This window comes from Filimonas lacunae (assembly GCF_002355595.1).
GTDB lineage: Bacteria > Bacteroidota > Bacteroidia > Chitinophagales > Chitinophagaceae > Filimonas > Filimonas lacunae.
This window is the reverse complement of record NZ_AP017422.1, coordinates 3,484,163-3,502,353: the sequence shown is the minus strand read 5'-3', so window position 1 is coordinate 3,502,353 and position 18,191 is coordinate 3,484,163. Positions and strand designations below refer to the sequence as shown.

Sequence of the window (18,191 nt, the reverse complement as noted above, 5' to 3'; positions counted from 1 at the left end):
GGATGATATAAATAACAGTTTTTGCTACCATTTTTACAGGTAGCGTGCTGAATGGACGTAGTTTTCTGTTTTAAACCCGAAATGGGTAAGGATAATAGCCAAAAGGGCGATTGCATGGTAAAACAGGTATCAATGCTGCTGATGTTAAGTAATTATTACTCGTGAGGGATTTTCCTTTTCAAAACGAATTGAATGAAACTATCCCTCACCTGTAAACAAATAACTATGCGCATATTGATGTACGGCCGTTTCGTCCTCTTCGTGGCTTGCCTTTCCCTGTTTTTATTTTCCTGTAAAAAAAGCCATTCTGATGTGCCGGAGAAATCTGAAAAGTATACCATGATTGCCGGCACCTGGAAACAACAAGATATTTTGCTGGCGGTAGGCGTAAAGCTGGGTGGTCAGTCGTTACCTGCGGGCACCAGTATTATTGCCATTGCGCCGCTGCTGGGTTCGGCTGGCGCTTTATTTACCTGCACTAAAACCACTACTTATACTTTTAATGCCGATGGTAGCTTTGCTATTGATGGCTGTACCGATTTGCTGTTTCCTAAAGCAGGAGCAGCGGGTAAATGGACATTAGACATCTATGATGCGGTGTTTAAACTGAATACCGAAAAGAATGGAGATGATCCGCACTGGATAGATGATATTTCCTCTACTACATTGAAACTTTCCTGTTCCGTTACCATACCTGGCGTAGGAACAGCGCCGTTAACACTGGTTTTGCAAAAACAATAAGCAATTTTAACGGGCAAGCTACTGCCGTTGCGTTTTTATACGCGACGGCAATTTTTATGATAACACCTAACATAACAATATCATAATCCCGGTTCCGGTAAACGCGGGGATTTATAATTCCATATTTGTGGTGCTTTATGTGTAATACATTACAGGATATAAAAGACGGCAACCTGGACAGTTTTAGAGCTGCCTACCAGGAATACCATGTTAAGCTGTATTACTATGCATTCAAGCATACCCAGAGCGAATACCTGGCCGAGGAAACCGTACAACTGAGTTTTATCAAGTTATGGGAAAAAAGAGCTTCGCTTTCTAATCATTTCGATTTGTCTGTTCAGCTGTTTCGCATTGCTAAAAGCATTATGATTGACCTGATACGGAAACAAAAGGTGCAGCAAACCCACCAGCATGCTTTTGCTGAAACAGTGGCGCAGTACATAGAAACAGATCTTACTCCAAAATATACTCTACATAAAGTATATGATCATATAGAAAAGTTATCGCCCCTCCGCAAACTGGTATTTAAGCTCAATCGTTTTGAAGGGTTGTCTCATAAAGAAATAGCAGAAAAGCTTTCCATTTCTCCCAAAGCTGTAGAAAATCAGATACTGCGTGCCGTGCGTCAGCTGAAAGATGCGCTGATGCTCGCTTTTATACTCTGGCTGCAATCCCGCCGTTAGCCCATATTAACGAATTGTTACGGGTGAGGGATTTTCCTTTCACAAACGAATACATGGTACAATGAATATCTCAGAAATAGTAATAGAACGGTTTTTCAGGGGTACATGCAGTGAGGAAGAAAAGGCAGCGGTGATGGCTTATTTTAAAGATCATCCGGATAGCTGGGCGCAATATGTTACACCCGAAAGCTGGCAGCATTTTCAACCATCAGAAGCGTTGCCGTCTGCTGTTTCTGACAAAATGCGGAACGTTATTGAAGCAAGTGTGGCACAGAAAGCCAGGCTGAGAACCATGGTACGCAAAGGATTAGTGGCAGCAGCCGTGTTATTGCCCTTGATCATTGCCGCATTGTTGGTTACCAGGGACAAAAGGCCGGCACAGGATAAGCTGGCAATGGCATCGGGTGCGGCAGATAGCTTATGGGTGCAGTTGCAAAATACCACAAATAAAAGCAAGGTGCTTACATTAACAGATGGCAGTAAAGTAACGCTGGAACCAGAGAGTGCAATAAAATACCGGAAAGATTTTAGTAAGAAAGACAGGGTAGTGTATTTAACAGGACAGGCCTTGTTTTCAGTAACAGGCAACCGGAAGCAACCTTTTATGGTACATGCCGGAGGATTGACCACCACTGTGCTGGGTACGGTGTTTAAGATAACTGCCTGGAACAACCGGGCTAAGAACATCCGGGTGCAGTTGTTAAGTGGTAAAGTGATGGTAACGCCAGATAGCTTGCTGCCGGATGAAAGCATGCGCACTACCTACCTGCAACCGGGACAAGAGCTGCAATACAATGCACTCAGAAAATTGATAACCGTTAACAGTATCAACGAGCAGCAAGGCAAAGTGCCCGCTATAGCAACTACAGTAGTGCCTGCCCGTAAAATACTGGATGCACTAACATTTAATGATGAACCGCTAATGAATGTGTTCAGTGACATAGAAGCAAAGTGCGGTGTTCGTTTTGTGTATAATAAGAGTATTCTGACAGATCGCAATTTTACCGGCTCCTTTACAGTAGGTAAAGATTCCTTAAGCATATTCCTGTCGGACATTGCTGCATTAAATAATCTAACAATTAATACAAAGGAAAACGTGGTGTACATCACACCCTAACAGTAGTATTCCTGTTTTGACAGAAACGGTTCTGTAATGTATTCTCCCATGAATGCACAGTATCCCTATTGCCTTAAATAAAAATAATATGAGCTTAAAAAACAGCTGGTTAAAAATGCACTTCGTGTGCTGGCCCTTGTTACTGCTACTATGTTGTGCAGCAAACCTGCGGGCACAAACAGGCGCCCCGTCTGCCGCGGGCATTGTAAAAAATGAACAGGGCGAACCTTTAAAAGATGTATATGTAACGGTAGAGAACGCTGCGGATAAAACGTTGGAAACCACACTTACCAGCGATAGAGGCATCTTTGTATTTACCAAACTTCCTCCCGGTGGGCCTTATCATTTCACTTTTAAGCATGTGGGCTATATGGCAGACACGTTGAAAGGGCATATGATCACCGAAACCAGCAAGTTAACACTCTCTGTTATTTTACGCCAACAGAATAAGAACCTGGACCAGGTAGTGGTAACTGCCCTGGGTATTAAAAGAGAAAAGAAATCGCTGGGCTACTCGGTAGAAGAGCTGGACGGTAAAGAATTTGTACGGGTGAACCAGGAGAATTTTCTCAATGCCATGTCTGGTAAAATAGCGGGTGTTACCATCAACTCCACAGGCGGCACCGGTTCTTCTGTAAGCATGATCATTCGTGGAGCCACCTCCCTCAGCAGCGATAACCAGCCCTTGTTTGTGGTGGATGGTGTGCCGTTGGCCAATACGCTGAACAACATCAGCCAGATAGGTACTAACAACAAAGTAGACTATGGTAATGCTATTGCTGATCTGAATATGGATAACATTGAAAACGTGTCTATCCTGAAAGGTGCTGCCGCTGCTGCGTTGTATGGCTCCCGGGCAGGTAATGGTGTGGTGCTTATTACTACTAAAAGCGGTAAGAATGCCAAAAAGATGACGGTGAACGCATCGTTCAATACTGTGTTTGATATTCCCTATAAGTTTCTGAAATGGCAAACCAAATTTGGCGCAGGACAACTGGCAGCCATCCCGGTTTCAAGAAGTGGTAACCCGCTTACCAATCCCTTTGGCAGCCTGATACAGGAAAATGTAGATGGCACCTTTGGCGCTCAACTGGATATGGGATATGAAGAAGTACAATGGAACAGTCCTACCGATGAAAATGGTAAAAAGGTAGCCATGCCATTGGTATCGCATAAAAACAACGTAAAAAACTTTGTGCAAACAGGTGTTACCGCCATCACCAACGTATCACTGGCCAATAACAATGAATGGATCACGTACCGGCTATCCTATGCCAATATGCGTAACAGGGGCATTATTCCCGGTACAGACCTGTTTAAAAACTCCATTAACCTCAATTCCAGTGTAAAGCTTACTTCCCGGTTTAGCATCAGCACCAATATTGATTTTAGCAGAAACAACAGCAACAACAGGCCCGCGGGCGACAGGGGCACCAACTCCCTGCAATGGGCTTACAGTGTATCTCCACATATTGACTTACGCGATCTGCAAAACTATTGGATGCCGGGGCAGGAAGGCTTTCAGCAACGTACCCAGTACAACGGCTCTTTTAACAACCCTTATTTCATAGCGTATGAAGTAAGGAATGGTTTTGTAAGGGATCGCGTGTTCGGGAACATCCGGGCAGATTGGACCATTATTCCGCACTTAACCCTGATGGCCAGGTATGCGCTGGATAACTATGACGAAAAGCGCGAAACCATTGTGCCGGTAAGTTACCTCGATAATAAAAATGGAGCATACGGCATTATCAACCTGAATAACTATGAAAGAAACGCCGATTTCCTGTTAACGTATAAAAGTAGATCCGGTGTGTTTGATTATTCCTTTTCGGCAGGTGGCAATGCGCGTTACCAGTTCTGGAAAAACATCACCACTGCTACCAAAGACGGTACAGGCCTGATTGTGCCGGGTGTATATACCATTCAGAATATTTTACCGGAGAACCTGAATTATGCTAATAACCGGTATAAGAAAGGCGTGAACAGCGTATACGGCATGGCCAATATTGGCTATAAAGATAAAATATATCTTGACCTTACCGGCCGTACCGATTGGTCTAGCACGCTGCCTAATGCATCGTCCTATTTTTATCCATCTGCTTCGCTGAGTGTATTGGTGAGTGAAATAGCCAGGTTACATTCCGATAAAGTGAACCTGATAAAACTAAGAGGTAGCATTGCCCAGGTGGCCAATGATGCCGGACCTTACCAGTTAACCACCACGCTGGCCAATGCAGGCACCTGGGGCAGTATTCCCCGGTTAACTACTTCGGGCACCTTATTGAATCCTTATCTGAAACCCGAAACCGCTACTTCTTATGAAGGGGGAGCAGATGTGGCTTTCTTCCATAACAGGCTTCGTTTTTCGGCCACTTACTATATCTCTGAAAACAAGAACCAGATCTTTAACACCAAAACACCACCTTCCTCCGGTTACTCCTCCAAAAATATCAATGCCGGTTTGCTGAGAAGCAGAGGTATTGAGTTAACGCTGGGAGGTACCCCGGTAAAAACCAAAGACTGGGGGCTGGATCTGAACCTGAACTTTACACGTAACAGAACCAAGATCATCAGCTTGTCGGACAACATGCCTTATTATACTTTATGGGAAGAAGGCAAAGGTGGTGCGTGGACTTACCTGGGCGAAGACATTGGTGACATTTACGATGCACAACTGGTTACTGTAAAAGATAAAAATTCCCCTTATTACGGATTCCCGTTACTGGATAACAACGGTAAATGGCAAAGCATTGACGCCATCAACACCCGTAACAAGATCGGTAATTTTAACCCTAAGTTTATTATGGGTATGCAGGCTACGGTAAGCTATAAAAACTTTAGCCTGAGCATGACGTTCGATTGGCGCAACGGTGGCGATTTTGTTTCGCAAACCTACCGTTACGGTGAGGAGCATGGCAATTCACAATTGTTCCTGGATAAGCTTACCAACCCCGGCAATAAACGTGGTACTGAGCTGAGAGATTACCTGGTAAGTCATCAGGATGAACTGATAAAACCTAAAGGCAACCATTTTCCACTGGTAGGCGGCCCAACGCCGGAGTATAATAGTTTTCCGTTTGTATACGGCGCTTATGTGTTGCCCTATGGTGGCGTGTTTATACCGGGTGTTACTGCATCTGGTTACGATGCCAGTGGCAACCCCACCGGTTATACAGAAAACCTGGGTGGTGCAGGCACCAAAACACTACCTTATGCAGGTAGCACCGCCTGGTCGTTTACCCAGGCATTTTTATTCCCCGCTTCTTATCTGAAGCTGCGCGAAGTATCCTTTGCCTATGCCTTACCTGCCAAAGCCTTGAAAGCATTGAAACTACAACAGGCCAGCTTTTCTGTGTACAGCAGGAATATCATTTTATGGACAGCTGCTAAAATAGGCATCGACCCGGAAAACGCCTATCAGCCTTCTACCGATGTACAAGGCTCAGGCATGCAGTTTAAGCAGGGTATTGAAAGATACAACGTAACCCCTTGGGCTATTCCTGTGGGCGCTAAACTCAACGTAACTTTTTAAACATTGATTCAACTTCTGATATGAATAGAAAGAACTGGTTACTGCTGCTTTGCTTGATAGCACTTGCAGGTACCTCCGTTTCCTGTAAAAAAGAACTGATGAAATGGAATCAGAACCCCAATGGCGCTGATCCGAATACTACCAACCCTAACCTTATTTTATCTACGGTGCTTACGGAAGCAGGAAGGGCATATACCGATCTGGGCTTCCAGGATATTGCGGGTGTGATGCAGCATACACAAAAAGACGGATGGACGCCCAGCCATAATGAGTATGACTGGGGTGGCTCTAACACATGGACGCCTTATTATGATATTTTGCGCAATAACCAACTGGTGTATAACCGGGCCGTTGCCGGCAATATGGAGTTGCAGCAGGGTGTATGCCTGGTGATGAAATCTATGGTGTTTGGTCTTATCACCGACTTATGGGGGGATGCGCCCTATACCAATGCCCTGAAAGGCGATCTGGCAGATGTAGTGTATACGCTGCCTGCCTATGATGCACAGGAGGTGATTTATAAAGGCATTCTGGCCGACCTGGAAAAGGCGAATACCTTGCTATCTAAAGCCAAGGCAGCCTACCTGAACCCGATAGATGGAGTGGATGTGTATTTTCAGGGCGATCCTATCCGGTGGCGCAAAATGGCCAATTCCTTAGCGCTCCGGTATTATATGCGCTTATCAGAGAAGCTGCCACAAATAGCCAGGGAAGGCATTGAAAAAATAGCAGCAGATCCGGTGAACTACCCTGTTATCAGTAAAACGGATGCTTCGGAAGATGCTACTATGGATTTTGCCGGTAACAGCGGTACCGATTCCTGGCCTTCCAATACCGTATATGATAAAGACGGCAGCAACTACAGACGTTTAAAAATGTGCAATACACTGGTGCGTATATTGCAAAGCCGTCAAGATCCCCGGTTAGGTGTTTGGGCTAAAAAAGTAGATTGTTTTTTACTGGTAGATGATAACCTGCCATCCGGTACAGGTAATGTATTCGCTACCAGGGATACGGTAGTGGCAGGTGAAAGCAGGAAGGTGCGTTATGTTTCGCCGGATGTACTTGCCGCTAAAAAACTGACCTTAAACGATATTAACCAGGATGTGAATTTTGTAGGACTTCCGGTTGCTTTAAATGGCCCGGCTGTATATAATCTTAGTCCTGATGCGGCACAGGGCTCTACCAATCCGCATGTATCCTGGCTCAGCGATATATACAAGCAGCCCAAAGGCACTTTATTAAAATCGCGGTTTATCTCTGCAGCAGAAGTACATTTTATACTGGCAGAAGCGGCAGCTGTAAAAGGCTGGGCAGCAGGTGTTGCCGCCGATCATTACAAAGCCGGCATCCAGGCTTCCCTGGCTGCATGGGGTGTAGCCAGCAGTTATGCCACTTATATTACGCAACCACAGGTCGCTTTTAACAATACGCAACAACAGATTATAGAACAAAAATGGATAGCCAGCTGGACGGCAGCTACCGAAGCCTGGTTTGATTATAAAAGAACCGGATTACCCGCACTGAGTGCAGGCCCAGCCGCCAAAGCACCGGTAATGCCTGTAAGGTTATACTATATGCTGGACGAACGTAATTTAAACCAGGCGAATGTAAATGCAGCCAATGAAAAGCTGGAAACGACTATCTATTCCGCTTACGGTGCTAATGATGTTAAAAACAGTCCCTGGTCAAAACCCTGGATCATCCAGGGCACAGGCAAACCGTGGTAACCATTCCTTTATCCATTATCATAGAATATGAAAAAAATACTTGTATACTGTTGTCTTGCTTTTACCATAGGGAGTGTTGCCGCGCAAACCAGGCCTGCATTGCCTGCTCCCAAACATTCATTGATAGTTATAGCACACAGGGGCAACCATGTAGCCGTACCTGAAAATAGCATTGCTGCGATAGAGCAGGCTATTGCCTGCGGTGCCGATTATGTGGAGATGGATGTGAGAACTACCGCCGATGGCAAACTGGTGTTGATGCACGATGCTACTGTAAACCGTACTACTAACGGGGAGGGAAATGTTGCCAGCCTTACGTTTAACGAGGTAAGAGCATTGCAGCTGAAAGCTACCGATGGCAAAACCTACAAGGTGCCCACCCTGGAAGAAGCGCTGGCAGCCTGTAAAGATAAGATCCATATTTACCTGGACTTTAAAGTGGCAGATGTAGCAAACACCTATGCGCTTATCAAAGCTGCTGGTATGGAAAACCAGGTGGTAGTGTATATGAATGCAAAAGAACAATACAAACCCTGGCAGTCCGTGGCGCCGCAAATGCCGCTGATGACCAGCCTGCCATCCGAAGTAACGGATGCGCAAACGCTCCGGTATGCTTTGAACAAATACCGGATCAGCGCCTTTGATAATATTACCGACAGCGCCATGCTCAGCGTTACACGGGAGCAACAGGTGCAGGTATGGCTGGATGCACAACACAAAGGCGAAGGCCCTGCCACCTGGCAGGCTGCTATTCAAAAAGGCATTCAGGGATTACAGACCGATCAGCCTGCCGCTTTAATAGCTTATCTTGTAAAAAACAATCTCCGATAATTAAAATCCGATCATTGATATGAAAAAATACTTTGTATACGTGCTTGCTGTAATACTGCTATATCCTGCCGCTGCGGGTTATGCGCAAACGCCTGAAACAGCGCTGCAACATTACCTGGGTAATGGCGATACCTGCTTTCATTGGGAAGTAAAAGAAACTTATGAAACAGGCACTGTAAAAGTGTATGGCTTATTACTTACGTCGCAGCAATGGCGTGGCCTTACCTGGCGTCACCAGCTGACCGTTTTTGTACCTAAAGAAGTTACTGCCGATGGCGCTTTATTATTTATTGCCGGTGGCGGCGTAAAAGAGGGTTATCCAAACTGGACTGGCCAGGGTGATGCTTTTTCTAACGGCATGGCGGCTATGGCCGATAAAAACAAGGCCATCGTTGCGCTGTTAAAACAAACGCCGAACCAGCCTTCGTTCAATAACCTGAAAGAAGATGCATTGATCTCTTACACGCTTCACCAGTTTAAAGAGGATGGAGATTATACCTGGCCTTTGCTTTTCCCGATGGTAAAATCGGCTGTACGCTCCATGGATGCCTTGCAGGCATTTGCGGGAGACAGTTTACATCATCCACTGCGCAGATTTGTAGTATCCGGTGCTTCTAAACGTGGCTGGACTACCTGGTTAACAGGCGCCAGCGACAAACGCGTGGCAGCTATTGCCCCTATGGTAATAGATATATTGAATATGCCCGTTAACCTGGACTACCAGATGAAAGTATGGAAAGAATATAGCCCGCAGATAGAAGACTATGTAAACCTGGAAATTCCGCAATCGGTACATTCCGATAAAGGCACAGCCATTACTACTATGGTTGATCCATACTCATACCGCAGACAACTGACAATGCCTAAGATGATTTTCATGGGCACCAATGATGAGTACTGGACGGTAGATGCTATTAAAAATTATTACGACAGCATCCCGGGTCAGAACCTGATCCATTATGTGCCTAATGCAGGCCATAACCTGGGTGATGGCAAAAGCGCTATGGAAGCATTAAGTGCTTTCTTTGGCTTAACCGTGGCTGATAAACCTTATCCTGTTTGTCAATGGAATGCCAAAGCATCTAAAAAAGAAGTTACCATCCAGGTAAAGGCTACGAATGCTGTATTGCAGGAGGTAGTTTTATGGCAGGCTGATTCGGAGAATATGCTTTTTACCAAACAAAAATGGGAGAGTAGCAAGGTGGCTAAAAAAGACGCTGCCAACCAAAGCGTTACTGTTGCTTATCCTGCCACCGGCTTCCGCGCGTTTTATGTAGACCTGGTATATGCCGATCCGAATGGCGGCACGTATACAGAAAGCACCCGAATGTTTGTGCTGGATCAGAAAACGGTATTGTTGCATTAAATATGTTGCTGCGAACAGGGCCAGCAATTATATAATTTACCAGGAAGGTCTGCATTGTTATAATGCAGACCTTCTGCTTTTAATCAGATTCCATAAAAGTGTCCATTGCTATAAAAAAAATCTACTCAAAGAGCGTCAGCTGGAATACGATAAAGAAAGCTAACATTGGGTCTGTTGCCATAATAGGATAAAAAATATTTAACACAGGAACGTTTTGTAATTTCCCAAATAGTCTATATCTTGATTGCAAACATCGCTGACACCTATTAACTGACCTGGCCTGTGTCCTGGAGTTAGCGAAGCTGCGTTCTGGCAAGTTGTATCATCGGTTTACACTACTTAATGAACCCCCATTCATTACTGGTTTACAACATTTTCACTATTGATGTTATGTTTTTATTGCTTACCGCCAGCGGTAACTGCTAATGCTGTGCAGTTGATGCAGGCACATACATAGCAGCAGTTATTTTTCTTTCCCGGCATACCGGAAGGGTATGCATTTCACCGCTTAATTAAAATTTATTTAATGGACAAACCTATTGAAAGGAATCAGCAGGGGCGTAATGCCTCCGGCCCGTCATTGCTATCCGGTAAACAGGGCAGCAACAGCTCTGTTTCTATTCCTTCTGTGGCCCTGCCTAAAGGGGGCGGCGCTGTCAGGGGTATAGATGAAAAATTCCTGGTAAATGCTGTTACAGGAACTTCTTCCTTTTCTATTCCCGTTCCGCTAAGTGCTTCCAGGAATGGCTTTGCACCGGCATTATCGCTCACCTACAATTCAGGGGCCGGGAATACGGCTTTTGGGCTGGGCTGGCAGATGGATACACCAGCTATTTCGCGGCGAACAGATAAAAAACTCCCCCTATACCAGGATGAAGAAGAGTCGGATACGTTTATAGCAGGCGGAGAAGACCTGGTGCCCTTTTTACAACAACAGCCAGATCAATCCTGGAAAACAGTAATACAAACGATTACTGAAAATGGGGTAGCTTTTACGGTAAAGCAATACCGTCCACGCACGGAAGGCGCTTTTGCCTTAATTGAAAAATGGCGGAATAACGCTACGGGCGAAACTTTCTGGCGCACCGTATCCGGCGATAACCTGCGTTCTTACTATGGTGATAACAGCGAAAGCCGTATCAGTGACCCGGATAATCCCCTGCGTGTGTTTTCCTGGCTGCTCACCAGAACGCACGACGATAAGGGGAATATTTATATATATTATTATAAGAAGGAAGATCATCAGGGTATTCCGGCTGCTTTACACGAAAAGAATAAAGCGCAGCATACTACGCAAGCGTATTTAAAAAAGGTAGTATACGGTAATAAAAAAGCCTACTATCTGGGGGATGATATTCCTGGCGAAGAGGATTTTATGTTTAAGGTAATACTAGACTATGGAGAACATGATGCCGCAATGCCGTTTGTAAAAACCATTGACCAGGAAAAAAATACCTGGGCATGCCGGAAAGATCCTTTTTCCAGCTATCGCCAGGGGTTTGAAGTGCGCACCTACCGCCGTTGCGAAAGAATATTATTATTTCACTGCTTTAGCGAGCTGCCCCTTACGCCTTACCTGGTAAATTCTTTGCAGCTGTTGTACAACGATCAGCTGCCCTTACCTAACAACTCTCAAAACATACCCGGCTACTCCTTCCTGGTAAAAGCCAGGCATAACGGGCATTTATGGAAGGATGATACACAAAGCTACAGCACGAAAAGCTTACCGGATATTGTTATACAGTATCAGCAACATGAATGGAATACCACTATCGAAAGCCTTTTGCCAGGGGATGCAGAACAGTTGCCAATAGTATTACATGATAAATCACATATATGGATTGATCTGTTTAATGAAGGGGTTACCGGTATTTTAACAGAACAATCCAACGAATGGTATTATCAACATAACCTGGGTAATGGCCATTTTTCCAAACCTGGTACGGTGAATCCCCGACCCGCCACTTCCGGCGGCCTTGCCACCGGACGGCTGGCCGTAATTGACCTGGAAGGCAATGGTATCAAATACCTGGCAAGGCTGGATGAGGAGCCTAAAGGCTTTTTCAAACTAACGGCAGAAGATGCCTGGCAGTCTATGCAGTTGTTTGAAAGCAATCCTACTGTTTCTTTAGCGAATCCGCATGCACGCCTGGTAGATCTGGATGGCGATGGTCGTGCCGATCTGCTGGTCACAGAGCAGGATAGTATGCGCTGGTATCCCTCTGCGGGCGAAAAAGGATTTGAGCTGCCTTGTACCATTAGCAAAGCCATAGACGAAGAAAAAGGCCCGGCTATTGTATTTGCCGATACGGAACAACAGATTTTTCTGGCCGATATGAGCGGGGATGGATTAAGTGATATTGTGCGCATTCGCAATGGCGAAATATGCTACTGGCCCAATATAGGTTATGGAAAATTTGGCGCTAAGGTTACGATGGATAATGCGCCGGTATTTGACCATCATGGGGCCTTTAATGCTTCTTATATCAGGCTGGCCGATATAGATGGCTCCGGCACTATTGATGTAATATATCTGGGCAAGAATGATTTTCGGGTATGGATGAACGGGAATGGAAACCGCTGGTCAGATGCGCCGCTGATTCTGGATGCCTTTCCTGGTATAGACAATGTAGCCGATATTGATGTCATCGACCTGTTGGGGCAGGGCACTGCCTGTATTGTATATACTTCGCCACTTACACACCAGCCCGTACAATATATTAACCTGATGGGTGGCAGGAAGCCACATTTGTTAAGCGGTTATAAAAACAACTGTGGCCTGGAAGTCACCATTGCCTATCAGCCCTCTACTTACTACTACCTGAAGGATAAAAAAGAAGGCAACGCCTGGATTACCAGGTTGCCTTTTCCGGTGCATTGCATTGCCAGTGTAAAAACGGAGGATAAAATAAGGGAAACTGTATTTACCAGCTCCTATGCCTACCGGCATGGCTATTACGATTATGAAGAAGGAGAGTTCAGGGGCTTTGCCCGGGTAGAGCAGCTGGATACAGAAGTTTTTGAACAGTTTGCGGTAAACAATGCAAAGAATGTAGTGGAGAAGCCACTGCATCAGCCACCGGTTAAAACTATTACCTGGTATCATACCGGCGCTTATATGCGTAACCGGAAAATACTTCACCAATGCGAAAGCGAATATTTTGCGAACAACGATTTTGCGGAATATGTGTTTCCCGACCCCATGTTGCCCGCAGGGTTATCCGGTACGGAATTGCAGGAGGCATATCGTTGTTGCAAGGGCATAGCCTTGCGCACAGAGGTGTATGGAGAAGATGCCTCTGATAAAAGCGCTATTCCTTATACCGTTACCCAATCCTCTTTTGAAATACGGCTGGTGCAGCCGAAGGAGAACAATAGCCATGCATCTTTCCTGCTGATATCTGACGGGGCTATTACCTATAACTACGATAGAAACGCAACCGACCCCAGGATATCACAGGTGATGATTCTGGCTGCGGACGTATGGGGCAATGTAACCAGCTCTGCCGCTATCACATATCCCCGTAAGCAGCGGCCCACAGGCTCCGCAGCTATTCCCGATAAAGTGTGGGATAGCCAGAATAAGCTGGCTATTGTGTATGATGAAGCATTGTTTACCAAAGACAAAATAGATGCCGCTGCAAACGTATACCGGCTACGGATTATATATGATACCCAATCATACGAATTGGGTGGTTTGTCGCTGCCAGCTGGTTTCTTCTTTCAAAAAGCAGATATCCTTACTGCTATTAACAATGCCCAACCCCTGTCGTTTGAAGAAGACTGGGATGGCTCTTTGCAGAAAAAATTAACCGCTCACAGCCGTGGCTACTTTTATAAAGACGATTTAAGCGGGCCACTGGCAGCAGGTGAGCTGCCGGCCTTAGCTATTCCCTATAAGTCGTACCAGATGGCATTTACCCAAAAGATGGTAAGCAAATATTATGGCAGTAAGGTAACGGATCAAATGCTGGAAGATGCCCAATATGTGCATATAGAGGGAGATGCGCACTGGTGGCTGCAACCGGGTGAAGCAATATATCCCGCTAATCCCAAAGCCGCCTTTTATAAGCCCACAGGCATGCGTGATGTGTATGGCAATGAAAGCCATGTGCAATATGATACGTATACTTTTTTAACTACTGCTTCAACAGATGCCATTGGCAATACCACTACCGCAGTAAATGATTACCGGCTGCTGGCACCGGTGCTGATAACAGATGCCAATTTAAATCGCGGTGCAATAGCTACTGATGAGCTGGGTATGGTAACCGCCACGGCATTGATGGGCAAAGATGGAGCAGGGGAAGGCGATACGCTGGCCGACCCTACTATAAAAGTGGAATATGATGTATTAAACTGGCAAAACAACCAGCAGCCTAATTATACGCACTCCCTGGCCAGGGAATGGCATGGCGCTGCCAATGCCCGCTGGCAGGAAAGCTATGCTTATACCGATGGTGGTGGCGGCACTATTATGACCAAGGTAAAGGTTGCACCAGGAAAAGCCCGCATCTGGAACAATGCAACCAAACAGGTAGAAGAAGTAGCAGCAGCCACCCGGTGGGTGGGTAATGGGCGCACCATCTTCAATAATAAAGGCAACCCTGTAAAGCAATACGAACCTTATTTCAGTACCACACACCACTATGAAAGCGAAGCGGCTTTAGTGGAAACTGGGTTCAGCAGCATTACCTATTACGATGCTGCCGGCAGAAACTATAAAAAAGAATACCCCAACGGCACCTTCTCAACAACGGTATACGATCCCTGGCATTCCCGGGCGTATGATGTCAATGATACCATACTGGAAAGTGAATGGTATGCTAAACGTGGCAGCCCCGATCCGCTGGCAGCAGAACCCACTGATGCCGAAACCAGGGCAGCCTGGCTGGTAGCCAGACATGCCAACACACCTGCTGTTACCTACCTGGATATTTTAGGCAGAACCACCTATGTAGTAGAAGATTGCGGCAATGGTAAAACCATAGCGTCTTCTGCCGAATCGGACACCACGCAGCATTATGGTAAACTGTACGACCAATTGGGGCGACTTGTTTCGGAAGGACGTGCTAATATGATTGGTGTAAATATCTATGGCAAATCGGCCGAGAAAGGCGAACGATGGTCATTTACAGATGTTGCAGGAAGGCTGGTAAAAGTATGGGACAACAACGAGCGCGAAATATACAGTACGTTCGATGCCTTGAACCGCCCGGTAAGTTCTTTTATTAAAGAGGGCGGCGTAGAAAAAATGGTTGGGTATATGGTATATGGTGATATGCTACCTGATGCAGCAGCCATAGCTGCCAACCGGAAAGGACGCGCTTACCAGCTATACGATCAAAGCGGGGTAGTAACCTTTGCCTCTATAGATTTTAAAGGCAACAACACCCGTGTAGAAAGAAGATTAGCCAAAGACTATCAGCAAACACAGGTATGGGACGTGCTGGCTGGCCTGGATAATATCACCGATATTGAAACCGCTGCTGCTGCTAAGCTGGAAGCAGAAGTATTTGCAGGCAGCTCGGTGCTGGATGCCTTTAACCGGCCACAGGAAGTAACCCTGCCCGATAACTCTATTGTAAAAGTAGCATTCAATGAAGGCGGCTATCCCGATTCTATACAAGTGAAAATAAGGGGCGCGGGGGGCTTTATTACTTTCCTTGATAAACAGGAGTATAATGAAAAAGGCCAGCGTTTAATGGCGCGCTATGGCAACGGAACTACTTCTTCCTACCTCTACGATCCTTATACACAACGTTTACTGCAAACATTGACCAAACAGCACGATGCGGATGCGGCCGGTGCTGCCTTGCAAAACCTGTTGTATACTTTCGATCCTGTGGGCAACCTGGTGCAGATAAGAGATGATGCGCAGCAAACACATTTCTTTAAAAACTCGGTAGTATATCCCGAAAACAAATTTGAATACGATGCACTGTACCAACTAACCAAAGCCACCGGCCGCGAGCATGTGAATGGCGGCCTGGCTCCCTATGCAGATAGCGATTTATCCAATATAGCACAGCTGCCGCATGTAAACGATGCCAACGCAGTAGTAACCTATACCGAGAAATACGAGTACGACGATTGCGGTAATATTAAAAAGTTACAGCATTCCGTTAAAAACGCCGATAGCAGCAGCAACACGTGGAGCCGCCGTTATAAATATGCGTATGAAGAAGATGCCAGCAATGCCACCAACCGCTTATTGGCTACCAGCCTGGCGGGTGATGCAGATGGGGTTTTCTCCGGTATCTATACGCATAACCTGTGGGGTAACATTACTGCTATGCCGCATTTGAGCGCAGCGGACAGCCTGCAATGGAATGCGATGGATCAGTTACAGCATGTGAACCTGGGCGGGGGCGGCAATGCCTGGTATGTATATGGGGTAGGAGGCAACCGCGTTAGAAAGGTAATAGAACGCATAGGCGGCAAAATACTGGAACGTATTAACCTGGGTTCGGTAGAAATATACCGCGAACGGCAAGGTAGCAGCGCCCCTGTGCTGGAACGCTATACACTTCACATAGCAGATAATACCGGTAAAATAGCACAGGTAGATACCAAAACCATCGACACGTTGGGCAGCGACACCGTAAACCTGTTAAACGAAAATAATATCCGTTACCAATACGGTAATCATATCGGTTCTGCCACACTGGAAACAGACAACGATGGTAATATCCTTTCTTACGAAGAATATTACCCTTATGGCACTTCTGCTTACCGCATTAGCAAAACGGGCAGCGACATCAGCCTGAAGCGTTATCGCTTTTGCGGTAAGGAAAAAGACGAGGAAACCGGCTTTTATTACTATGGAGCCAGGTATTATGCTGCCTGGCTGGCCCGGTGGACCAGCAGCGATCCTGCCGGTTTTGTAGATGGCTTTAATCTGTACAGGTATTGTATCAATAATCCTGTTAATTATCAGGATCCTAATGGCACGGATGTGCTTTTCAGGAATGATAAGCTGAACAGCAAAGCTTCTTTTGCTGATTTAAGCAAGTATGCACCAGAAGGTCTTCGGGTCATGGATCATGTAACGGCCGGTAATTACAGTAAATACTGGAATCCGAAAACGAATACATGGGATGTGTATGAATCCATACCACCACCAGTAGCGCCCGATCCACCTGATGCGGGTAGCCATCCGGATGCTTCTGCTACTGATGGCGGCAGCTCTGCCGGGGGGGCTCCTTCCACGCCGCCTGCCAATGCAGAACCGGCCGCACCTGTGGCGGATGACAACGATAGAAGTGGTGGCAGTGTAACAGGGGCAGCTACTACCAACGACTCGTACCAGAGAAAAAGGTATGAAACTACCGACCGTGCCGCATCCCGGGGGGCACAGGAAGGTATTGCGGAAGCCAGGGCAAGAGGTGACTCTGCCGGAGCTATGAAAACTGCTGAGGAAGTGTCTACTTTGAGAAACACGCGCAGAACCAATACCCAGGGCTTGTTAACACCACATGGCAGAGCTATATCACAAGCCATTGAAAAGCCCAGTGATTTTCCGCTCATGCGCGACCGATACACCAACCGGGTGCCTAGTGTAGAAAAAAATGCCTCCAATATTGGTGCATTAGGCCATACAGATGATGAGTTTGAAATAGCCAGAAGAATTGCAGTGGCAGCAGGTGAAAGCCGGCCTAGTATGCGCTACCTGGCAAAAGCCGGCCGCGTGCTGGGACCTATAGGTGCGGTGTTATCAGTGTTAGCATTAGGCAATGATTTATACCACAAAGATTGGTCAATGGCAGCGGGCGATTCGTTAACCGTGGCGGGTGGTGCTATGGAATTATATGCACTATATGCCTCTGCCGGCGCAGCAGCGGCCTCGGGAACCACCTCCGCAGCGGCGGTAACCATAGCTGGTGTGGCTGCGCTTCCATTGGGCCTGGTAGTAGGTGGCGTAGGTATGGCCATCACCTCGGGCATCAGTATGAAACGTGCCATGGATCGTGGCGATACAGCGGGGGCTGTTGTGGGAGGTGTAGGTATAGCAGCAGGTGCTTCTATAGCCGTAGGCGGCGCTATAGCCCTGGCGGGTGCTGCTGTTACAGGTACTGCAATTGCCGCGGCGGCACCGGTATTAATTATAGGAGGTGCTGTTGCTGCCCTCGGCGTGGGAGCCTATCATTTAGGTAAATATTTCAATTGGTGGTAAACAACATAAAAA

The 18,191-nt window shown here is 46.3% G+C and carries 8 protein-coding genes; all 8 read left to right on the top strand.

Annotated features, from left to right (window positions below):
* The first annotated feature begins 192 nt into the window (after positions 1-192).
* A complete protein-coding gene (locus tag FLA_RS13870) occupies positions 193-741 on the top strand; it encodes a hypothetical protein (RefSeq protein WP_144264007.1) in 549 nt (182 codons plus the stop codon).
* A gap of 137 nt (positions 742-878) precedes the next feature.
* Positions 879-1,424, top strand: coding sequence for a sigma-70 family RNA polymerase sigma factor (locus FLA_RS13865; protein WP_076378326.1), 546 nt, complete (start codon positions 879-881; stop codon positions 1,422-1,424).
* Between the two features lie 61 nt (positions 1,425-1,485).
* Positions 1,486-2,541, top strand: a complete 1,056-nt coding sequence (locus tag FLA_RS13860; RefSeq protein ID WP_076378328.1) for a FecR family protein — start codon at positions 1,486-1,488, stop codon at positions 2,539-2,541.
* 88 nt (positions 2,542-2,629) lie between these two features.
* On the top strand, positions 2,630-6,076 hold the full coding sequence (locus FLA_RS13855; protein WP_197705896.1) for a SusC/RagA family TonB-linked outer membrane protein: 3,447 nt from the start codon (positions 2,630-2,632) through the stop codon (positions 6,074-6,076).
* A 20-nt stretch (positions 6,077-6,096) separates the two neighbouring features.
* On the top strand, positions 6,097-7,806 hold the full coding sequence (locus tag FLA_RS13850) for a SusD/RagB family nutrient-binding outer membrane lipoprotein (RefSeq protein ID WP_076378332.1): 1,710 nt from the start codon (positions 6,097-6,099) through the stop codon (positions 7,804-7,806).
* Between the two features lie 27 nt (positions 7,807-7,833).
* Entirely contained in the window at positions 7,834-8,637 is an 804-nt protein-coding gene (locus FLA_RS13845; protein WP_076378334.1) for a glycerophosphodiester phosphodiesterase family protein, read from the top strand.
* A 19-nt stretch (positions 8,638-8,656) separates the two neighbouring features.
* Positions 8,657-10,003, top strand: a complete 1,347-nt coding sequence (locus tag FLA_RS13840; RefSeq protein WP_076378336.1) for a PhoPQ-activated pathogenicity-related family protein — start codon at positions 8,657-8,659, stop codon at positions 10,001-10,003.
* 526 nt (positions 10,004-10,529) lie between these two features.
* Entirely contained in the window at positions 10,530-18,179 is a 7,650-nt protein-coding gene (locus FLA_RS13835) for a SpvB/TcaC N-terminal domain-containing protein (RefSeq protein WP_076378338.1), read from the top strand.
* The last annotated feature ends 12 nt before the right edge of the window (positions 18,180-18,191 follow it).